We start from the raw sequence: 20801 nt of genomic DNA, 5'->3' as shown, positions 1-20801 counted from the left end.
CATGTCTTGACATAAATTAGCTAATTGGCAAAGTACCAAAATGGCGCCCGACCGCGTGTTCCGTGCACTGGCCAACGACAAGCGGCTGCAGATCCTGGAGTGGCTGCGCGATCCGACGCGGCATTTTCCGCCACAGAACGATGGCGACCTCGTCAAGGACGGGGTCTGCGGGCTATTCATTGCCGAAAAGCTCGGCGTCTCCGCGCCGACACTGAGCGAGCACATGCGCGTGCTGGTGGCCGCCGGCCTCGTCAAGGCCAAGCGCGCCAAGGGCTGGACGTTCTACAAGCGCGACGAGCAGGGATTGAAGGCGGCGCGACGGCTGCTCAGCGACGCGCTATAGGAATTATGCGAACCTTGGCGGGCAACGGGAATTGCGGCGAAGCGCGCCGAAGCATCGTCCTGTCCACGACGACGGCGCAGCGATTTCTGCGAGGAAAGCTCGCCATGCGCGAAAGGGAGGCGGCGACGGCGTCCTCCTTGATCTTGTCGCTGTCGCTGCGATCGACCCGCTGCACCTCGACTCAGCACCAATCCGGTCGAGGCGTCGATTGGCCCTAGAAGTGCTTCGCGCGCCCTGGCCCTATGCGGCGCAGCCGTCGGGTCGCAAGCGAAGCCCGTTCGGCACAGATCCGAGCTATGGCTGCACGCCCGCTCCCGTCAGCCTCTCGGCGAGAAACGTGGTCAGCTCCCCCACCGTGCGGGAGTTGCTGCGGCCGCGCGCATAGGCGAGCTCGACGGTCGGCAAGCGCGGCAGACCGAGATCCTGCCGGATGATGCGCAACGGCGGCTGCACCAGGGCGCGCGCAAGGACGGTGATTCCCAGCCCCTCGAGCGTCGCCGCCTTGAGGCACTCGAAGCTCGGACTGACGAAGCTGAGATGCCAACGCCGGTCGTTCTGCTTCAGCGACGACATGGCGAAACGCCGATACGTGCAGCCGTCCGGGAAGAGGACGAGAGGGATCGACGCATCGTCGGGCGTGTAGTTCGGCCCGCAGACCCAGACCAATTGCTCTGTCAGCACCGAGGTGCCGGTTCGAGCCCCGGCCTCCTGCTTGAAGAAGGCGAGGTCGAATTCGCCGCGGGCGCTCCGCTTCATCAGGCTTTCCGACTGATTGGCTTCGACCTCGATGCCCACCATCGGATTCTTGGTCTTGAACCGCGCGAGCCACGTGGTGAAGTCGCGGCCAAAAAAGTCGAGCGGAACCCCCAGACGAACGAAACCGAGGAGGACATCCTCGCACATCGAGGCATAGGCCTCGTCATTGAGCTGGAGAATACGCCGCGCGTATTGGACGAAACGGTCACCCTCGGGGGTCAGCTCCAGAACGCGGCCCTTGCGCCGCGTCAACAATGGCTTGCCCACCTGCAATTCCAGCTTGGACATCTGTTGGCTGATCGTCGACTGCGATCGCCCGACCGACTCTGCGGCCCGCGAGAAGCTCATCGTGTCCGCGATCACGAGAAACGATCTGAGGCAGTCGATATCGAAATTCACGACAGTCCCCGCTATCGAAAAAGACGATACCAACATCGTCATAATTCACTTTGTCGGTCGGAACACACTTCGTAAAGACCAGAGTTGCGGCAGGGGATGCCGGAACTCGCATCAAGTTCCTGACGCGACTCACCAGGACCGCATTGCAGTCCCTTGCCGCACTTCGCGGACAAACCCGCTCCGACACAAGGACCATCCCCGTGGCGATCAGCACCGTCGTCTTCGACGCCTACGGCACCCTCTACGACATTCAATCGGTGGCGTCGGTCACCGAGCAGGCTTTCCCGGGCCGTGGCGACATGATCACGCAGATCTGGCGGATGAAGCAGCTCGAATACACCTGGCTGCGCTCGCTGATGCGGCGCTACGAGGATTTCGAGGCGGTGACTCGCCAATCCCTGGTCTATACGCTCCGGATCCTCGGCCTTGGCTACGAAGAAGCGCTGCTCGAGGTGATCATGGACAAATATGTCCACCTCGATCCCTACCCGGACACGCTGTCCACCCTTGAGCGTCTCCAGGACCGCAAGCTGGCGATCCTTTCGAATGGTGCCCCTGCGATGCTGGACGCGCTGGTACGCAACACCGGTCTCGATCGGTTTCTCGACAAGACCATCAGCGTCGACAGCAGAGCGACGTTCAAGCCGAGTCCCGAGGCCTACTCCCTGATCGAGTCCGAGCTCGGAGCCGCGCCCGCCGAAGTCCTGTTCGTGTCCTCGAATCCGTGGGACGCGATCGGTGCCAAGGCTGCCGGGCTGACCGTGGCATGGATCGAGAGGGTCACGCCTGAAGCGATGGCCGCAGCCTGTGAAAGCTGCGCGCTCGTTGCGCCGCTGACGATGTTCAAGGCGATGCGGATGCAGATGGACGAGCTCGGGCTCGCGCCCGATCACCGGGTCCGGGGACTGTTCGATCTGCCCGGGCTGCTGCCACCCACTGCCAGGCCGTAGATCCCCTCAGATCCCGCGCCGCATCCGACGAGCACCTGCTGTCAGGACGACGTCATCCTTCACTGGTAGCACGCCTCCAGTGCGGAAGCCGCCCGGTACAACGTCGACTCGTTGAGGTGGCGCGCGATCAGCATCGCGCCGATCGGACGGCCGTCCGCCGTCTTCCCAACCGGAACGGAGATCGCGGGATGCCCGGTGAGGCAGGTCGGCGCGGTATTACCGACCATCTCGAAGGCGCGGCCGATGATCTCCTCCCGCGACGCCCCGGCGGACGGCAGCCGGGTCGCTGCCATCGGCGTGGTCGGCATCAGAAGCAGATCGGCCTGTTCGAGCGCGCGATCATAATCTCCCGTGAGCAGGCGGTTGAGGTTCTGTGCCTTGCCGTAGTAGCGGCCGCGATTGCGCGACGACATATAGTGGCCGGTCAGGATGCCGAGCTTCAGCGTCTCGGACAATTCTCCGGCCCGATCGCGCCAGCGCGCGTGGGCATCGAGCAGGCTCTCCAGAAACACGCCCTTCATGTTGGTGCCATAGGCGTTGCTGCGCATCATCAGATCGGTGGCGCCTTCGAGAAAGATCGGCGTCCAGATCGCAGCGCCGGCGGCATGCAGCGGCACTGCGACCTCACGGACGTCGGCCCCCTTGGCGGCGAGACGACCGGCCGCCTCGCGCACGCGGTCGTCCACCTCGGTCTCGGCGCCGGCCGTGCCGAACCCTTCGGGCACCACGCCGATGCGCAAGCCGGCCACGCCTTGCCGCAGCGCCTGCGTATAGGGCTGTGACGAGGCACCGCGCTGCCGCGGATCGAGCCCGTCCGGCCCTGCCATCACCTCGAGCATCAATGCGTTGTCGGCCACGGTGCGGGTGATCGGGCCGGCGTGATCGACCGTCAATTCGACCGCGAAGATGCCCGTATAGGGCACGAGGCCGTGCGTCGGCTTCAGGCCGACGGCACCACAATAGGACGCGGGGATGCGGATCGAGCCCCCCTGGTCGCCGCCGGTGGCCATGTCGACGATGTTGGCCATGACCAGGGCGGTGGATCCTGAAGACGATCCACCGGCATTGTAGCCGGGCACGACCGGATTCTCGACGACCCCATTGGCTGAGGTGTGACTGCCGCCGGAGGCGCAGTAGTATTCGCAGACGGCCTTGCCCAGAATGTCCGCGCCGGCGTCCAAGAGGCGCGTGACGATCGTCGCATCGATCTCCGGGACGTAGCCCTCGAGGATGGTCGCACCATTCATCATGGGAAGGCCGGCGACGCAGACGTTATCCTTGATGGCGACGCGCCTGCCCTTGAGCTTGCCGTCCGCAGCGCCCTGGATGTGCGCGGTGACGGCCCAGGCGCCGAACGGATTGTCCTCCGGTAGCGGGCGTGTTCCTGAGGGCCTCGGATATTTGACCTCGGGCAGCGGCGCCGCCATCTCGTCGACGAGATCGTACGCGTCGAGCTGCCCCTGCATCAGCGCAAGGAACGACAGCGCATTGGCATCATCGAGATCGAGGCCGATCTCGCGCGCGGCCTGTTGCAGCTCGGTAGCAGTCGGACGTCGGACTGGCATCAAGGCCTCTCGATCGCGGTGCGACCACGTCCACGCGCAACGGAGCAAGGTGGACGAGGTCGACGTTCAACACGCGAAAGAGTAGCCAGCCGCCGAGGTGTTCCAAAATGAGTTATGTCGATAGCCGTAATTTGCTTTGACGATTAAGCGTGGCCGCGACCTCGAACCCACGCGGGAGCTGCCTACATCTCCACCAGCGCCTTCACCAGCCCGCTCTCCGCATCAGCCAGATCGTCGATCACGTCGAAATGGTGCCGGTCCGGCGCCTCGACATAGGCGGTCGTAGCACCCAAGCCGATCCAGATGTTTGCGAGCAATTGCGCCTGACGGCGGAATTCGTTGCGCTCGGCGCCGCCGACCCAGGCGGTGACCTTGACGCCGTCGATCGGCGCGAGCAGCGCCGGGCTCTCGCGCAGCGCCGTGGCGTCGTCGATATGTAGCGTGTCGTTCATCACGGTCCGCTGCAGCGGGCGCAGATCGTGCAGGCCGGAGAGCGAGACCACGCTGGTGATGCGCGCCTGTCGCTCCGGCGACAGCGGGGCGCCGCGGCAGATCATGCGGGTGACGAGATGGCCGCCGGCGGAATGGCCGGTCAGCGCCACGGGACCGGCGACTTCGTCCATCGCCTTCGCGACCGCCTGCGCGACATCGGCCGAAATGTCGGCGATGCCGACCTCGGGACACAGCCGGTAGGACGGCATCGCCACGGCAAAGCCGCGCGCGATTGGACCTTGCGCGAGATGCGACCAGAAGCTCTTGTCGAGCCGCATCCAGTAGCCGCCATGCACGAACACGACGAGCCCCTTTGGCGTGCCCTCAGGCAGGAACAGGTCGAGGCGCTGGCGCTCATGTGCGCCAAAGGCAATGTCGAGCCTGGCGCGGCCCTGCCCGGCCAACGCCGTTCGATACGCCTCGGCCGGCGCGACCCACAGGCCGGGCCAGCGCTCGCCGCCGGCGATGTTCGGGCCGTTGGCGTAGGCGTTGTCCCAGTCCTTGACGGCATACAGCATGATAATCTCCTGATCGAATGAGCGCGCGATGGCTCAGAGGCCGGTGCGCAGCTTCCAGAGTTCGGGGAACAGCACGATCTCCAGCATCTTGCGCAGATAGTTGACGCCTGACGTGCCGCCGGTGCCGGTCTTGAAGCCGATGATGCGCTCCACCGTGGTGACGTGATTGAAGCGCCACCGGCGGAAATAGTCCTCGAAGTCGACCAGCTTCTCGGCGAGCTCATACAGCTCCCAATGCCGCTGCGGATCGCGATAGACGCTGGTCCAGGCGGCCGCGACCTCCGGGCTCTCGGCGCGGGTACCGCGCCAGTCGGTGCGCTGCCCGTCGACGCCGATGAAGAAGCCGCGCCGTGCCAAGAGCCGCAGTGCTTCGTCATACAGGCTGGGCTTCGCCAGGATCGCCTCCAGCTCGGCGGTCAGCTCCGGATGATGCGCATGCGGGCGCAGCATCGCCAGATTGCGGTTGCCGAGCAGGAATTCGATCGAGCGATACTGGAACGACTGGAAGCCGGAGGACTCGCCGAGCTTGTCGCGGAACAGCGTGTACTCGCTCGGCGTCATCGTGCGCAGCACGTCCCAGGCGCCGTTGAGCTGCTCGAAGATGCGCGACACTCTTGTCAGCATCTTGAACGCCGGCTGCACGTCGTCCCGGGCGATCGCCGCCATGGCGGCCTTGATCTCGTGGATCGCGAGCTTCATCCACAATTCCGAGGTCTGGTGCTGGATGATGAACAGGAGCTCGTCGTGCGCCGACGACAGCGGCGCCTGCGCATCGAGCAGGCGATCCAGCATCAGATAGTCGCCATAGGACATCCGTCCCTTGAAGTTCATCCGCGCCCCCTCGGTGGCGGGATCGTAGGGCGCGCTGCTCACGTCACGAGCTCCTTCTGGCGATACTCGGGCTTGTCCCACAGCTTGTCGGCAAGCACCTCTTCGAGAATGTCGACGGCGCCGCGCACCTCGCTCTCGCCGATGTAGAGCGGCGTGAAGCCGAAGCGCAGCGCGTCGGGCGCGCGGAAATCGCCGATCACGCCGCGCGCGATCAGCGCCCGCATGATCGCATAGCCGTCCGGATGGCGGAACGACACCTGGCTGCCGCGGCGCGACGCATCGCGCGGCGAGGCCAGTGTCAGCGACGGACAGCGCCTCTCGACCTCGGCGATGAACAATTCCGACAGCGCGATGGAGGCTTTGCGCACGTCCTGCATCGACACGCCGTCCCAGGCGTCGAGCGCGGCATCCAGCGCGGCCAATGCGATGATCGGCGGCGTGCCGATGCGCATCCGCTCGATGCCACCGCCGGGGCGATAATCGAGATCGAAGGCGAACGGCGCCTCGTGGCCCATCCAGCCGGACAGCGCCGGCGGCGCGATGTCTGCGTAACGCGGCGCGACATAGATGAAGGCCGGCGCGCCGGGACCGCCATTGAGATATTTGTAGGTGCAGCCGACCGCAAAGTCGGCCTCCGCGCCGGCGAGATCGACCGGCACCGCGCCGGCGGAATGCGCGAGGTCCCATACCGTGAGCGCGCCGGCCGCGTGCGCCTTTGCCGTCAGCACCTTCATGTCGTGCATGCGGCCGGTGCGGTAGTCGACCTCTGTCAGCATCAGCACCGCGACGCTGTCGTCGATCGCAGCCTCGACCTGCTCCGGCTCGACCACCTTCAAGGTGGCGCGGTCGCCGAGCATGCGGACCAGGCCCTGCGCCATGTAGAGATCGGACGGAAAATTGCCGCTGTCGGACAGGATCACGCGACGGCCCGGATTGAGCGACAGCGCCGCGGCCAGCGCCTGATACACCTTGATCGAGAGCGTATCGCCCATCACGACCGTGCCGGGCGCGGCCCCAATCAGCCGCGCGATACGGTCGCCGACGCGGCGCGGCTGCACCATCCATCCCGCGCTATTCCAGCCGCGGATCAGCTCCCGTCCCCACTCAGCCTCGATCATCCGGGCAACGCGGGCGGGCACGGCGGACGGCAGCGCGCCGAGCGAATTGCCGTCGAGATAGATGACCCCGTCAGGGATCGTGAAGAGCGATCGAGTCGTGGAAAAATCGGTCATGCGGCTCCTGCTTCGTTCACGGCCTGAATGCATGATTCGCGCCGGATCAGGCCAGATCAAGCCGATCCGATCGCGACCGGCACCGCGCGGGCCGCATGGCTCGCGAAGACGTGACGATGGCGACACAATCCAGCCGGCCGATCGCCGCCGGCCCGCGACATTGACGCGCGACGGCAGGCTTGTCACGCACGGTACATGGCGCATGATGGATCGACCCGACCTGCCGATGGAGGACATGACATGCGCATTCTGATGCCGCTCGTCCTGCTGCTGTCACTGTTGGCCCACCCCGCCGCCGCGGCGGACGCCAGCGCGGCGCAGAGCGTCATTCGCGCCCAGGAACAGGCCCTGGCGCGCGACGACGGCGCGACCGCCTATGCCCAGGCCGCGCCGGAAATCCAGGCGCTGTTTCCGAGCGTCGAGATCTTCATGAGCATGGTCAAGAGCGGCTACCCGCCGGTCTATCGCCATCGCAGCTTCGAATTCGGCGCCGCCGAGGTCGAGGACGGCAGCGTCGCGCAGCGCGTCCACATCGTCGATGCCGAAGGCGAGGCGTGGGAGGCGCTCTACACGCTGCAGACCCAGCCCGACGGCAGCCTCAGGATCACCGGCTGCTCGCTGTTGAAGACGGGCCAGTCGGTCTAGATCTCTTTGGTTTGAGCATGATCTTTTCGGAAAACCGGTTTCCACTTTTCCGGATCATGCTCTGGCAGACCGGCTAGGTCACGCCGAACCGCTTCTTGAACTGCTCGACATTGATGAGGCCGCGGCCGTGGCGGCCGTCGCCGATCTTGACGTCGCCATGATACGCCTCGACCGAGAAGCGGATGACGCGGCGCTCGACCTCGATCACCTCGGCAACCGTGCGAATGGTGGCGCCGACCGGCGACGCCGCGAGATGGCGGACGTTGACCTCGGTGCCGACCGTCACCCAGCCCGGCGGCAGCACCGGGTTGATGGCGTCGCCCGATGTCATCTCCATCTCCAGGATCATCATCGGCGTCGCATAGACCATGGGCATATGAGGAACAAAGTGCCCCACGGTGCGCTCCGGCGGCACCACCAGCAGGCGCTCGGCGCGCATGCCCGGTTTGATGATCTCACGTGCGTCCATGATGGCTCCAAGTTCAGATGTCGTCCCGGACAAGCTGCGACGCGCGTCAGTGCGGCGTAGTGCCGATCCGGGACCCATACGCCGCGGCGGTCGTGATGAGCAAAAGGCCAACGACCAGCATGCCTCAAACCGCTTCCTGGGGCTGTGGTCCCTGGGCCGCGCGCAATTGCGCGCCGAGCAGGGACGACAGCAGCGCCTACTTCTTCTGCTCGGCCAGACGTTCGACGAAGGTCTTGCCGCCCTTCATCTTGTGCGTCAGCGGCGCCTCGTTGATCTGGATCACCACCGCTTCCGGATCGACGCCGAGATGCGTCACCAGGGCCTTGGTGATGTCACGCATCATGTTGGCCTTCTGCTCGTCGGTGCGGCCGGCGGCCATGCTCACTGTGATCTCGGGCATTCGTTGCTCCCTGTTAGTTAGTCCTGTCCCAAGCCTGTCATTGCCGGGCTTGCCCCGGCAATCCATCATTCTGAAATGAAAGGCCGTCGTGAAGCGATGGATGCGCGGGTCAAGCCCGCGCATGACGAGTCCTGTTACCCCCAGCTCACGTCGTGGCGCGCGAGCACCTCGCGGACGCCGGCGACGAGTTCGTCCTCCTTGGCTGAGAACTGCGCCGGGCGGCTCTCGCGCCATTCCTGGTTGGAGGCGATCGCGGCCGCCGCCTTGGCGCCCTCGATCAGGTCCTTGATCTGCACCTCGCCGCGCGCCTTCTCGTCCGAGCCCTGGATGATCACGCAGGGTGCGTTGCGGCGGTCGGCATATTTGAGCTGGTTGCCCATGTTCTTGGGATTGCCGAGATAGAGCTCGGCGCGGATGCCGTGATTGCGCAAGGTCGACACCATCTTCTGATAGTCGGCGACGCGGTCGCGGTCGAACACCGTGACGACGACGGGGCCGAACGCGGGCCGCGTATCGAGCTTGCCGAGCAGGGTCAGCGCCGCCTGCAAACGCGACACGCCGATGGAGAAACCGGTCGCCGGCACCGGCTCGCCGCGGAAGCGCGACACCAGGCCATCGTAGCGACCGCCGCCGCCGACCGAGCCGAAGCGCACCGGACGGCCCTTCTCGTCCTTGGTCTCGAGCAGGAGTTCGACCTCGTAGACAGGGCCGGTGTAGTATTCGAGACCACGGACGACTGTCGGATCAATTCGAATCCGATCGGATTCGTATCCGGCAGATCTCACTAGGGGCTCGAACTGCTCAATCAGCTCATTCAGGGCATCATCGTACAGCAGGTGGCCAAGACCCCCATGCGGATCAGGGACGCCGCCGGTTTCTGCCGTGTTCTGATCTAGAATCCGCTTAAGCTCGCCGAGGCTAGAAGCCGTTACAACCGACATCAGCAAGTTTATATGCTTAGGTTCTAGGCCTGCGCCTTTGGTAAAGTCGCCGCTCTCGTCCTTTCTCCCTTGGCCCAGCAATTCCCGGACGCCTTCATCCCCCAGCCGGTCGAGTTTATCGATCGCCCGAAGCACCGTGAGTCGTCGACCGGCGTTCTCGGCTCCGAGAAGACCAATCGATTCGAGTAGCCCGTCGAGAATCTTGCGATTATTCACCTTCACGACATACGAGCCGCGCGCAATGCCGAGCGCCTCCATCGTATCGGCCGCCATCATGCACATCTCGGCGTCGGCCGCCGGCGATCCGGAGCCGACGGTGTCGGCGTCGAACTGCATGAACTGACGGAAGCGGCCGGGTCCCGGCTTCTCGTTGCGGAAGACGTAGCCGGCGCGATAGCTGCGATACGGCTTCGGCAACGCGTCGAAATTCTCGGCGACGTAGCGCGCCAGCGGCGCGGTCAGGTCGTAGCGCAGCGAGATCCACTGCTCGTCGTCGTCCTGGAACGAGAACACGCCCTCGTTCGGACGGTCCTGGTCGGGCAGGAACTTGCCGAGCGCGTCGGTGTATTCGAACGCCGGCGTCTCCACCGGCTCGAAGCCGTAGCGCTCATAGACGGCGCGGATCTTCTCGACCATCTCGCGCGTCGCCGCGATCGCCGCGGGGCCGCGATCCTCGAGCCCGCGCGGCAGCCGCGCCTTCAGCTTCTGGGGTTTCTTGGGTTTGTCGGACATCGGACTCGACACGTAGGGTGGGCAAAGCGCAGCGTGCCCACCATGGGCTGATAAACGTCGCAGCGGTGGGCACGGCCCGCTATCGCGGTCCTAGGCCCACCCTACGGGATGGAATGCGTTGTCGGGGTTGGTAGCAGCCGCGACGGGGTGCGGCAACCCGCGGGAGGCCGGCGTGCACCTCGCCCATATCAGTGAGAGCCAAACTCCCTCAGCCCATGCGGTGCGCCCCCCTCCCCGCAAGGGGGAGGGGAGTCGACCGCCCGTGCGGCGACAGCCCTACTTCACGTCCCGGATCCAGTTGTGCGGATCCGGGCTGCGGCCGTACTGGATGTCCACCAGCTGCTTGCGCAGGCCCATGGCGACCGGGCCGGCTTCGCCGCCGTTGATCAGGACGTCGCCGCTCGCCGAGCACACCTTGCCGATCGGCGAGATCACCGCGGCGGTCCCGCAGGCGAACGCCTCCTTCAGCCTGCCGCTCTTGGCATCCGCCCGCCACTGGTCGATCGAATACGCCTCCTCGCGCACCTCGCGGCCGGCGTCGCGCGCCAGCGCGATCAGGGAGTCGCGGGTGATACCCGGCAGGATGGTGCCGAGCGGCGGCGTCGACAGCGAGCCATCGTCGAACACGAAGAACACGTTCATGCCGCCGAGCTCCTCGACATAGCGGCGCTCGATCGCATCCAGGAACACGACCTGGTCGCAGCCATGGGTGATCGCCTCGGCCTGCGCCTTGAGGCTCGCGGCATAATTGCCGCCGCACTTCACGCCGCCGGTGCCGCCGACGGCGGCGCGGGTGTAGTTCTCCGAGACCCAGATCGAGACCGGCGCCGGGCCGCCCTTGAAATAGGAGCCGACCGGCGAGGCGATCACCGCGAAGATGTACTCCGCCGACGGCTTCACGCCGAGGAACACCTCGCTGGCGATCATGAACGGACGCAGATAGAGGCTGCCCTCGCCGCCCGGGATCCAGGCGCGGTCGATTTGAACCAGCCGCTCGACCGCCTCGATGAAGACCTCCGGCGGCAACTGCGCCATCGCCATGCGCTCGGCCGAATTCCAGAACCGCTTGGCATTGGCGTCGGGGCGGAACAGGTTCACGCCGCCGTCGTCGCGCTTGTAGGCCTTGAGCCCCTCGAAGATCTCCTGCGCATAGTGCAGGACGGCCGCCGCCGGATCGAGCGGGAAGTTGGCGCGGGATTCGACCCGCGCGCTGTGCCACCCCTTGTCCTGGCTGTACTGGACCACGGCCATGTGGTCGGTGAACACCCGGCCGAAGCCCGGGTTGGCGAGCTTGGCAGCGCGCTCCTGGTCGGAGGTCGGGTTCGTCGTCGGCTTGATGTCGAATGTCAAAGTCATGTCCTTGCTTCCCCCGCTCTGATCGCCATTCGCGAGTTCTGGGGCCGACCCGTCCGATCGGGCCAGTCGGCTTCTTGAATTTCGGACCTGCCGCGACCGGCTTTGGGCCGGTCCCCGGGCAAGCATGCCACCACAGGACATGCTTTTGCGCCCGGCGGAAGTCCAGTATGGTTTGCCGAAATGCCGCTCGACATCACACGGTTGTTCGATACGTCGCCCAAGGATGCCCGTCGGGGTTGCCTACGGCCCGTTCAGACACGCCTGGAGACCATCGCCCGCCGATGAAACGATCTAAAATTTCGTAGCGGACGATTGTTTTGTAACATTGAACCGCAGAAACGTCAATATGGCTGACATAAATTTCTCGTCCCCGACGTTGAGCCCCGAGCTGCGCGCGGCTGAGCCCTCCGCCGCCGCCGGCGAGCCGCTGCGCTGGGACATCATCGAGCTCCTGTTCTTCGCCTATCGCGACTTCGTCGGCGATGCCGACCACGAGCTCGAGGCGTTCGGCTTCGGCCGCGCGCATCACCGCGTGATGCATTTCGTCACACGCTATCCCGGCCTCAAGGTCGCCGACCTGCTCGACGTTCTCCGCATCACCAAGCAGTCGCTCGGACGCGTGCTCAAGCAGCTGCTGGACGAAGGCTACATCGTGCAGAAGACCGGCAACAACGACCGCCGGCAGCGCCTTCTTTTCGCCACGCCGAAGGGCGAGGCGCTGGTCGCCAAGCTGGCCGGGCTGCAGACGCGGCGCATCGACCGCGCGCTGGAGCAGATCGGGCCTGCTGGCGCCGAGAAGGTCCGGCAGTTCCTGCGCGCGATGATCGATCGCGACGATCCGGACAAGGTGCTGGAAGCCATCTTCAAGACGCCTGTCGCCGCTGCCAAGGAGTGACCGTGACGATCGCCGCCATCGCACCGCATCATCAGCAGACGCCGGCCGACGACGCACCGCATCTCCTGCTCGTCGACGACGACCGCCGCATCCGCGATCTGCTGTCTCGCTTCCTGCGCGGCGAAGGCTATCGCGTCACCACGGCGGCGAGCGCGAGCGACGCCCGCGCCAAGCTGACGGGGCTGCATTTCGATCTGCTGATCCTCGACGTGATGATGCCCGGCGAAAGCGGCTTCGACCTCGCCCGCTTCATCCGCACGCAATCCTCGGTGCCGATCGTGATGCTGACCGCGCGGGCCGAGCCGGAGAGCCGCATCGAGGGCCTGCAGCTCGGCGCCGACGACTACGTCGCAAAACCGTTCGAGCCGAGAGAGCTCGCGCTGCGCATCGGCAACATCCTCAAGCGGGCCGCGCCGCCTCCGGCGGAAGAGGTCGTCGAGCAGATCGGGTTCGGCCCGTTCGTCTACCATCTGGCGCGCGGCGAGCTGAAGCAGGGCGAGGAGATCGTCCACCTCACCGACCGCGAGCGCGAGATGCTGCGCATCCTTGCCAATGCCCGCGGCGAGACCGTGCCGCGCGGCGCGCTGACCGGCAACGGCACCGTCAACGAGCGCGCCGTCGACGTCCAGATCAACCGCCTGCGCCGCAAGCTGGAGAGCGATCCGGCCAACCCGCTGTTCCTGCAGGCCGTGCGCGGCATCGGCTACCGGCTGATGGTGACGGGTTGAGAGCGGGTTGATGACCGGCGGCTCCGACCACGTTGCTCTTCTTGCGCGTTGCGCCAGTGAGCACGCTTATTCTCTCCGGTTGGATTCGAACTCTCGCCACGAGCGCGGTCTCAGCCTCTCCCCGCCTGCGGGGAGAGGTCGGATTGCATCGTCAGATGCAATCCGGGTGAGTGGGTACAGGTCTCACCACAAACACTCCCCGTGCGGCTGCCCCTCACCCCAGCCCTCTCCCCGTAAGAACGGGGAGAGGGAGCAGACCATCGCCGGTGCAAGAACTTCGATCCCATCCGCCAGGGCTGCGGCTCTCACTTCCTCGCCGCAAGAGTTGAGGCGCCCCAATCTCTCCCCGTCATTGCGAGCGAAGCGAAGCAATCCAGAGTCCCGCGATGACCCTGGATTGCTTCGTCGCTTCGCTCCTCGCAATGACGGCAGCGTCACCCGTGAGAGCAGATCCGCATGACCACGCTCGACACCGGCCTCACCCTGATCCGCACCGCCTCCCGCCGCGTGTCGCGCGCCAACAGCATCGTCGGCAACGCCTTCAAGGGCTGGATGCCGACCGGCCTGTATGCGCGGGCGCTGCTGATCATGATCGTGCCGATGGTGATCCTGCAGACGGTGGTCGCGGGCGTGTTCATGGAGCGGCACTGGAACACGGTGACGCGACGCCTGTCCGCCGCCGTGGTGCAGGACGTCGCCGCGCTGATCGACATCTACAAGGGCTATCCGCAGGACAAGGACCGCACCATGCTGCGCCGGATCGCGCAGCAGCGGCTCAACCTCGTGGTCGACTTCCTGCCGGCCGGCGACATGCCGCCGCCGGGGCCAAAACCGTTCTTCAACCTGCTCGACCAGTCGCTGTCGAGCCAGATCGGCCGCCAGATCAGCCGCCCGTTCTGGATCGACACCGTCGGCCGCTCAAACCTGGTCGAGATCCGCATCGCGCTCGATGACGCCGTGATGCGCGTGTTCGCGCAGCGTGGCGCGGCCTATGCGTCGAACACCGACATCTTCCTGTTCTGGATGGTCGGCACGTCGTCGATCCTGCTGATCGTCTCGGTGCTGTTCCTGCGCAACCAGATCAAGCCGATCCTGCGGCTCGCGGATGCCGCCGAGAGTTTCGGCAAGGGCCGCGAGGTGCCGAACTTCCGCCCGCGCGGCGCGCGCGAGGTGCGGCGCGCGGCGCACGCCTTCCTGGAGATGAAGGCGCGCATCGAGCGCACCCTCGAGCAGCGCACGGCGATGCTGGCAGGCGTCAGCCACGATCTGCGCACCATCCTGACGCGCTTCAAGCTTGAGCTGGCGCTGCTCGGCGACAGCCCGGAGATCGACGCCATGCGCAAGGACGTCGACGAGATGTCGCACATGCTGGAGGACTATCTCGCCTTCGCGCGCGGCGACAATGGCGAGATCGCGCAGCCGACCGACATCTCCAACGCGCTGGAGGAGCTGCGCAGCGACGCCGAGCGCAACGGCCATTCCGCCACGGTGTCGTTCCACGGCCTGCCGGTGGTCACCGTGAAACCGCAGGCGCTGAAGCGCTGCCTCGGCAATCTCGTCTCCAACGCCGCCCGCCATGCCGACGCGATCGCCATCACCGGCCATCGCGACCACCGCTACCTCACCATCACCGTCGACGATGACGGCCCGGGCATCCCGGCCGACATGCGCGAGGAGGTGTTCAAGCCATTCCTGCGCCTCGACGACGCGCGCAACCAGGACGAGGGCGGCACCGGCCTCGGCCTCGCCATCGCCCGCGACATCGCGCGCTCGCACGGCGGCGATATCACGCTGGGTGACAGCCCGATGGGCGGCCTGCGCGCGAGCGTGCGGATCCCGGTGTAGCGCGCCGCTTGGTTCATTCCTGCGCGATCACCGCGTCGAGCCAAGCGCAGTTCAGCGGCGGAACGCGCGGGTCCGGCACGCGGACGCCGCGTGCAGCCGCGGACAGCCGCATATCGCGCATGCGCTTGCGCTGCTCATCCGGCAAATACAATCGCTCGTGCCCCCACAATGACGGACCGTCGAAGGTCTCATGCGGCTGCCAGGTCGCGGGATCGATCAGCCGGCCACCCCAGCCATATTCGATGAAGAAGCCGGAGGGCGTGTTGACGTAGAACGAGGTCATGTGGTCGTTGGTATGACGGCCCAGCGTGTAGGCCACGCGCCCGTCGTCGAGCTGCGCCAGGTCGTAGCCCTGGCCGACGTCGTCGAGGCTGCCGAGCTCCACCATGAAATGATGCAGCGTACGGCGGCCCGAGCCGACCATCGCAAAACTATGGTGGCGGCCGTTGACGTGGAAGAAATACAGCTTGTAAGGCGTCAGGCCGAAGTCGGACACTTGGAAGCCGAGCAGGTCGCGATAGAACCGCAGCAGCGGCTCGACGTCCTCGACGTTGAGCACGACGTGTCCCATGCCGAGCGGCCCGGTGCGAAAACCGGAGATCGGACGTCCTGGCCTGAAGGGATCCGAGGCGACGGCCGCCCCCCAGAACACCTCGATCGTGTGGCCGGCGGGATCCTGAAAGCAGATCAGCTCGGTGACATGACGCTCATCGGCCAGCGCCTGCGAACCACGGGCCACCTTCACGCCGTTGTCGTCGAGACGGCCCGCCAGGCGCGCGAGCGCGGCGCCGTCGCCGACCTCCCAGCCCATGACGGCGAGCCCGCCATCGCCGCTGCCATCGACGATCAGCCGCTGCTTGCGATCGTCCATCCGATAGGCCTGCACGGTGGCCGCGCGATCCACGCGCTGCATCCCGAGGAGTTCGGTCGCCATGCGTCCCCACTGCTCCGCCTGGGACGACTTGATGCCGATGTAACCGAGCGCCGTTATTTCCATCTTGTTGTCTCCCGAAAGGCGCGGGCGGAATTTCGTATCAGCTCCGCGCGGTCCTGCAGTAGACTGCCGCCCCTGCATCCGGCTCGCGTTCTCAAGACGGTATCGGCGGACGGAAACGAAGAACAGGGAGGATTTTCCAAGTGTCCAAGCAACGGACGCGATCTCCGCAAGCCCGTCCTGCGGAGGGTGTCCGCGCCTTCAAGCGGGGCCTCGACGTGCTGCGCGCGGTCAATCGGTCCGGCGGCATTCGCGCCGGCGACGTGGCCCGCCAGCTCGATCTGCCGCGGCCCACGGTCTATCGGTTGCTCGAAACACTCGAGGAACTCGGCTATGTCGCGCGCAGCGCCAGCGACGACCGCTTCCGGGTGACGCGCCACGCGCTGAGCCTCGGAGACGGCTATGATCCCGGCATCGTCATCTGCCAGGTCGCCGCGCCCTATCTCGCCGAGCTCAGCCGCAGCCTGATCTGGCCGGTCGACCTGTCGACTTATGAGAACGGCGCGATGGTCATCCAGGAGACCACGCATGCGCGCAGCCCGCTCTCGATCGATCGCAGCATGATCGGCAAGCGCCTGCCGATGCTGCAGACCTCGGCCGGCCGGGCCTATCTCGCCGCTTGCCCGCCCGCCGAGCGGGACATCATCATCAACCACCTGCGACGCATCGAGGATGCCGAGGACGCTTCCTTCCTCGCGCCCGAGCGGCTGCAGCGCATGATGAATGAAACGTCTCAGCGCGGCTATGCAATCCGCAACGAGGGCGAGTTCAATCCGAAGACGTCATCGATCGCGGTGCCGATCGTGCGGGGCGACGTCGTGTTCGGCTGCATGTCGATCATCTGGATCCGCTCCGCCATGACCCTGGAGGAGGCTGTCGCCCAGTACGCGGCGCCATTGCGCGACGCCGCAGCCGCGATCCCCGTCCAGGCCTGAGCGTCCGCTGGGCGGACAGTTCGTGACCGCGCCTTGAAGGTGCGAGGCGGTTGCGGAACAGATGCGACCATGAGCTACATGGCCGCACACTCCGGAAGCTTCGACGTCGTCATCGTCGGTCGCGGGCCCGTCGGCTCGACGCTCGCCAACCTGCTCGGCCTGTGCGGCATCCGCACCCTGGTCCTGGAGCGCGAAGCCAAGGCTTATCACTTGCCGCGCGCAGTGCATTTCGATGACGAATGCATGCGCGTGTTCCAGACCATCGGTCTCGCCGACGCCATCCTGCCCCACATCACTTTAAGTCCCGGGATGCGCTTCGTCGATGCGGAGGGACGGTTGCTGCTGGACTGGCCGCGCCCCAGCGAGCCGACAGCGATGGGCTGGAATCTGAGCTACCGCTTTCACCAGCCCGATCTCGAAGCCGTGCTCAACAATGGCCTGGAGCGCTGGCCTCATGTCGAGCTGCGCACGCGCTGCGATGTGTTCGCGCTGGAGCAGAACCAGGACGGCGCCCGCGTTCGCTATGAGGATCTCGCCACGGGCCAGCTGGTCGATATCTCCTGCGCTTATGTGGTCGGCTGCGACGGAGCACGCTCGCTCGTGCGGCGCTTCATCGGCTCGGCGCTGGACGATCTCGGCTTTCACGAGCGCTGGCTGGTCTGCGACGTGCTGCTCAGGCAAGAGCGGACCGATCTCGGCGATTTCAGCGTCCAGCACTGCAACAAGCAGCGTCCCGCGACCTACATTCGCGGCACCGGCAACCGCCGACGCTGGGAAATTACGGTTCAGCCTGACGAAGACGCCGCCGAGATCACGCGGCCGGCGCGCGTGTGGGAGCTGCTCTCGCCCTGGCTCCGGCCCGCAGAGGCCGAGATCGAACGCGCCGCTGTCTACACCTTCCACTCAGCGGTGGCGCAGCAATGGCGTAGCGGACGGTTGCTGCTCGCAGGTGATTCTGCGCATCAGACCCCGCCGTTCCTTGGCCAAGGCATGTGTGCCGGCATTCGCGATACAGCTAACCTCGCGTGGAAGCTGGCCCATGTGATCGCCGGCAAGGCAACGCCTGATCTTCTCGACACCTATCAAAGCGAGCGCGCGCCGCATGTACGCGAGTTCATCGAGCTCGCGATCCGGCTGGGCGGACTCATCAACACCAAGGCGGTCGAGTCGGCGCTCGCGACCGGCACGGCACAGGGCGACGGCCAGCTCAAGCTCGACGTGCAGAAGCCGCTGCTCGGCCCGGGCCTGGCCTGCGGCGATCGCAGCATGACCGGAAAGCTGGCGCCGCAATTCCGCAGCCGCGATCTCGGCCGCAGCGACGACCGCATCGGTTATCGCTTCGCGCTGTTGTGCCGGTCAGGACTCGGTGCCGCAGTGATCGAGCAGCATCATGCCCGCCTGACGGCCGCTGACGTCGCCGTCATCTGCGGCGAGGAAGCTGGCCGCCTCGACGGCTGGCTCGATCAGCACGGCTTCGACGCCGTGCTGATGCGCCCCGACCGCTACATCCTGGGCGCTGTCCGCACGGGCGAAGATCCCGCGGTGCTGTTGTCAGGCCTCGCCTTCCTCGCACCGCTGCCGAACGCGACCTGAGCGTTTCCGTTCCTTTTGAGAGGGTTCACGTATGAAGCTGGTTTCCTTTGTCATCGACGGTCGTGCGGGCTACGGCGTAGTGAAAGGCGATGGTGTCGTCGACCTCGGCCGGCGGCTGTCGTCGAAGAGCCTGCGCGCGCTGCTTGAGGCCCATGCGCTCGGCGACGCCGCCGCGCTGCTCGCCTCCGAACCGGCCGACTATCCGCTCGACGCGATCGCCTTCGCGCCCGTCATTCCCGATCCCGGCAAGATCATCTGCGTCGGCCTGAACTATCGCGACCACGTCGCCGAGACCGGGCGAACCGTCACCGAGAAGCCGGCGCTGTTCGCGCGCTTTCCGACCAGCCAGGTGGGACATCTGCAACCGATCGTTCGCCCTGCTGTCTCCGATCATTTCGACTACGAGGGCGAGCTCGCGCTCGTGATCGGGAAAGCCGGCCGGCATGTCCGGCGCGAGGACGCGCTCACGCACATCGCCGGCTATTCCTGCTACAATGAAGGCAGCATCCGCGACTGGCAGCGCCATACGTCGCAATTCCTGTCGGGCAAGACCTTCGATCAGTCCGGCGCGTTCGGCCCCTGGCTCGTCACCGCCGACGAAATTCCCGACCCGTCCAGGCTGACGCTGCAGACCCGCCTCAATGGCGAGACCGTGCAGCGGACCACCACGGACCTGCTCATCACCGACGTGCCTGATCTGATCGTCTATTGCTCGGAGATCATGACCTTGCTGCCGGGCGACGTGATCGTCACCGGCACGCCGGGAGGCGTCGGCTTCAAGCGCACCCCGCCACTGTTCATGAAGCCCGGCGATACGGTCGAGGTCGAGATCTCGGGCATCGGCGTCCTGCGCAATCCCGTGGCCGCCGAACCGGCGGCCTGACGTCTCCGCCTCGCGGAGCCGCGCGGCGCACCAACCAAACACGACATAACAAACAAAGTCGTTGAATCCGGGGAGGATCATCATGTCGCGACGTCTCACAGCGGGCATCGCCGCGCTGTTGCTGCTTGCAGGCTCATCCGCGCAGGCGGACATCAAAGGGAAAGCCATCCGGATTGGCGTGCTCACCGACATGACCGGCATCTTTGCGACCGCGATGGGGCCCGGCTCGGTGGAAGCGGCACGGATGGCCGCAGAGGAATTCGGCGGCAACATCAACGGCAGGCCGATCGAGATCCTTCAGGCGGACCACCAGAACAAGCCGGATATCGCGGTCGCGATCGCCCGGCGCTGGTTCGAACAGGACGGCGTGCAGGCGATCGCGGACGGCGGCAGCTCCGGCGCGGCGCTCGGCGTCCAGGAGCTGGTGCGCAGCAACGGCAGGATCTTCCTCGTCTCGGGGGCCGGCGCCAACCAGCTCACCGACGAGGCGTGCGCGCCGACCTCGGTGCAATGGACGCACGACGCCTATTCGACCGCCACCGCCGTCGTCTCGGGCATCATGCAGACCAGCAAGGAGCCGTGGTTCTTCATCACCGGCGACTATGCGTTCGGCCATTCGGTCGAGGCGACCGCGCGCGCCCGCATCGCCGAGCTCGGCGGCACGGTCGCCGGCAGCGTCAAGGCGCAGCTCGGCACGCCGGATTACGGCTCGTTCCTGTTGCAGGCCCAGGCCTCCGGCGCCAAGATCCTGGCGCTCAACGTCGCCGGCGACAATGCCACCGCCATCAAGCAGGCCGAGGAATTCGGGCTTGCGGCGCAGGGGATCAAGATCGTGCCGATGTCGTTCCAGAACGTCGACATCGAAGCCATCGGCCTCAAGGCGACGCAGGGCGATCTCATCGTCACCAGCTTCTTCGAGGATGCCTCCCCCGCCGCGCGCCGCTTCTCCGACGCGTTCTACGCGCGCCGCAAGGCGATGCCGTCACAGATCCAGGCCGGCGTCTACTCGGCCGTGCGGCACTATCTGCAGGCGGTGAAGGATGCCGACAGCGACGACGGCGCAACGGTGATGGCGAAGATGAAGTCCACGCCGGTCTCGGATGCCTATGCGGACCACGGCCGGATCCGCGACGACCAGCGCATGGTGCACGACCTGTACCTCGTCCAGGTCAAGACCCCCGCTGAATCAAAGGCCCCCTGGGACTTCGTCAAGCTGGTGACGAAGATCGCCCCCGATCAGGCGTTTCGTCCGCTCGACCGCAGCAAGTGCAGCCTCGTGGGCAAGTGAGCAAATGAGCG

At 66.0% G+C, this 20801-nt stretch carries 20 protein-coding genes; 10 read left to right on the top strand and 10 right to left on the bottom strand.

The window, feature by feature from the left end:
• Nucleotides 1–40: 40 nt before the first annotated feature.
• Nucleotides 41–343, top strand: a complete 303-nt coding sequence (locus tag QX128_RS05475; protein ID WP_315801980.1) for a helix-turn-helix transcriptional regulator — start codon at nucleotides 41–43, stop codon at nucleotides 341–343.
• Between the two features lie 294 nt (nucleotides 344–637).
• Here the strand turns inward: QX128_RS05475 and QX128_RS05470 are convergent, their stop codons facing one another.
• Nucleotides 638–1540, bottom strand: a complete 903-nt coding sequence (locus tag QX128_RS05470; RefSeq protein ID WP_316183184.1) for a LysR substrate-binding domain-containing protein — start codon at nucleotides 1538–1540, stop codon at nucleotides 638–640.
• A gap of 158 nt (nucleotides 1541–1698) precedes the next feature.
• Between QX128_RS05470 and QX128_RS05465 the strand changes: the two genes are divergently transcribed.
• Nucleotides 1699–2448: a haloacid dehalogenase type II gene (locus QX128_RS05465; RefSeq protein WP_316183185.1), complete on the top strand. Its 750-nt coding sequence runs from the start codon at nucleotides 1699–1701 to the stop codon at nucleotides 2446–2448.
• A 59-nt stretch (nucleotides 2449–2507) separates the two neighbouring features.
• Here the strand turns inward: QX128_RS05465 and QX128_RS05460 are convergent, their stop codons facing one another.
• From QX128_RS05460 to kynU, 4 genes are all read right to left on the bottom strand, one after another.
• Nucleotides 2508–4013: an amidase gene (locus QX128_RS05460; protein ID WP_316236870.1), complete on the bottom strand. Its 1506-nt coding sequence runs from the start codon at nucleotides 4011–4013 to the stop codon at nucleotides 2508–2510.
• A gap of 182 nt (nucleotides 4014–4195) precedes the next feature.
• Nucleotides 4196–5023 carry an alpha/beta hydrolase gene (locus tag QX128_RS05455; protein ID WP_316217099.1) on the bottom strand — a complete coding sequence of 276 codons (828 nt, stop codon included), beginning with the start codon at nucleotides 5021–5023 and terminating at the stop codon, nucleotides 4196–4198.
• Nucleotides 5024–5056: 33 nt separating this feature from the next.
• Complete coding sequence (kynA, locus tag QX128_RS05450; protein WP_316183188.1) at nucleotides 5057–5896, bottom strand: tryptophan 2,3-dioxygenase; 840 nt, start codon at nucleotides 5894–5896, stop codon at nucleotides 5057–5059.
• Complete coding sequence (gene kynU / locus QX128_RS05445) at nucleotides 5893–7086, bottom strand: kynureninase (RefSeq protein ID WP_316183189.1); 1194 nt, start codon at nucleotides 7084–7086, stop codon at nucleotides 5893–5895. Before kynU ends, kynA begins: the two co-directional genes overlap by 4 nt.
• 240 nt (nucleotides 7087–7326) lie before the next feature.
• Between kynU and QX128_RS05440 the strand changes: the two genes are divergently transcribed.
• Nucleotides 7327–7731, top strand: a complete 405-nt coding sequence (locus QX128_RS05440; RefSeq protein ID WP_316183190.1) for a DUF4864 domain-containing protein — start codon at nucleotides 7327–7329, stop codon at nucleotides 7729–7731.
• 73 nt (nucleotides 7732–7804) lie between these two features.
• Here the strand turns inward: QX128_RS05440 and QX128_RS05435 are convergent, their stop codons facing one another.
• The 4 genes from QX128_RS05435 to QX128_RS05420 all read right to left on the bottom strand — a co-directional run bounded on the left by QX128_RS05435 (nucleotide 7805) and on the right by QX128_RS05420 (nucleotide 11629).
• A complete protein-coding gene (locus QX128_RS05435) occupies nucleotides 7805–8200 on the bottom strand; it encodes a thioesterase family protein (RefSeq protein WP_316183191.1) in 396 nt (131 codons plus the stop codon).
• A 196-nt stretch (nucleotides 8201–8396) separates the two neighbouring features.
• On the bottom strand, nucleotides 8397–8666 hold the full coding sequence (locus tag QX128_RS05430; protein ID WP_315802170.1) for a tautomerase family protein: 270 nt from the start codon (nucleotides 8664–8666) through the stop codon (nucleotides 8397–8399).
• Between the two features lie 68 nt (nucleotides 8667–8734).
• Nucleotides 8735–10273, bottom strand: a complete 1539-nt coding sequence (hisS, locus tag QX128_RS05425) for a histidine--tRNA ligase (protein ID WP_315801971.1) — start codon at nucleotides 10271–10273, stop codon at nucleotides 8735–8737.
• A gap of 276 nt (nucleotides 10274–10549) precedes the next feature.
• On the bottom strand, nucleotides 10550–11629 hold the full coding sequence (locus QX128_RS05420; RefSeq protein ID WP_316236869.1) for a branched-chain amino acid aminotransferase: 1080 nt from the start codon (nucleotides 11627–11629) through the stop codon (nucleotides 10550–10552).
• A 346-nt stretch (nucleotides 11630–11975) separates the two neighbouring features.
• Here QX128_RS05420 and QX128_RS05415 point away from each other — a divergent pair, with 346 nt between their 5' ends.
• The 3 genes from QX128_RS05415 to QX128_RS05405 all read left to right on the top strand — a co-directional run bounded on the left by QX128_RS05415 (nucleotide 11976) and on the right by QX128_RS05405 (nucleotide 15097).
• Nucleotides 11976–12524, top strand: coding sequence for a MarR family winged helix-turn-helix transcriptional regulator (locus QX128_RS05415; RefSeq protein WP_315801969.1), 549 nt, complete (start codon nucleotides 11976–11978; stop codon nucleotides 12522–12524).
• Nucleotides 12521–13252, top strand: a complete 732-nt coding sequence (locus QX128_RS05410) for a response regulator transcription factor (RefSeq protein ID WP_315801968.1) — start codon at nucleotides 12521–12523, stop codon at nucleotides 13250–13252. Before QX128_RS05415 ends, QX128_RS05410 begins: the two co-directional genes overlap by 4 nt.
• Before the next feature lie 456 nt (nucleotides 13253–13708).
• Entirely contained in the window at nucleotides 13709–15097 is a 1389-nt protein-coding gene (locus tag QX128_RS05405) for an ATP-binding protein (protein WP_316183195.1), read from the top strand.
• Between the two features lie 13 nt (nucleotides 15098–15110).
• Here the strand turns inward: QX128_RS05405 and QX128_RS05400 are convergent, their stop codons facing one another.
• Nucleotides 15111–16094: a VOC family protein gene (locus tag QX128_RS05400; protein ID WP_316236868.1), complete on the bottom strand. Its 984-nt coding sequence runs from the start codon at nucleotides 16092–16094 to the stop codon at nucleotides 15111–15113.
• A 140-nt stretch (nucleotides 16095–16234) separates the two neighbouring features.
• Between QX128_RS05400 and QX128_RS05395 the strand changes: the two genes are divergently transcribed.
• The 4 genes from QX128_RS05395 to QX128_RS05380 all read left to right on the top strand — a co-directional run bounded on the left by QX128_RS05395 (nucleotide 16235) and on the right by QX128_RS05380 (nucleotide 20790).
• Nucleotides 16235–17026 carry a DNA-binding transcriptional regulator gene (locus QX128_RS05395; RefSeq protein ID WP_316236867.1) on the top strand — a complete coding sequence of 264 codons (792 nt, stop codon included), beginning with the start codon at nucleotides 16235–16237 and terminating at the stop codon, nucleotides 17024–17026.
• Between the two features lie 69 nt (nucleotides 17027–17095).
• On the top strand, nucleotides 17096–18619 hold the full coding sequence (locus tag QX128_RS05390) for a bifunctional 3-(3-hydroxy-phenyl)propionate/3-hydroxycinnamic acid hydroxylase (RefSeq protein WP_316236866.1): 1524 nt from the start codon (nucleotides 17096–17098) through the stop codon (nucleotides 18617–18619).
• Nucleotides 18620–18650: 31 nt separating this feature from the next.
• Nucleotides 18651–19502 (top strand): fumarylacetoacetate hydrolase family protein, encoded by an 852-nt coding sequence (locus QX128_RS05385; protein ID WP_316236865.1) that lies wholly within the window; start codon nucleotides 18651–18653, stop codon nucleotides 19500–19502.
• Nucleotides 19503–19584: 82 nt separating this feature from the next.
• Nucleotides 19585–20790 carry an ABC transporter substrate-binding protein gene (locus QX128_RS05380; RefSeq protein WP_316236864.1) on the top strand — a complete coding sequence of 402 codons (1206 nt, stop codon included), beginning with the start codon at nucleotides 19585–19587 and terminating at the stop codon, nucleotides 20788–20790.
• The last annotated feature ends 11 nt before the right edge of the window (nucleotides 20791–20801 follow it).

The sequence above is a fragment of the Bradyrhizobium sp. SZCCHNR1015 genome (assembly GCF_032489875.1).
Taxonomy (GTDB): Bacteria; Pseudomonadota; Alphaproteobacteria; order Rhizobiales; family Xanthobacteraceae; genus Bradyrhizobium.
Note: the sequence above shows the minus strand (reverse complement) of the source record. Positions and strands in the feature narration are given on the sequence as shown.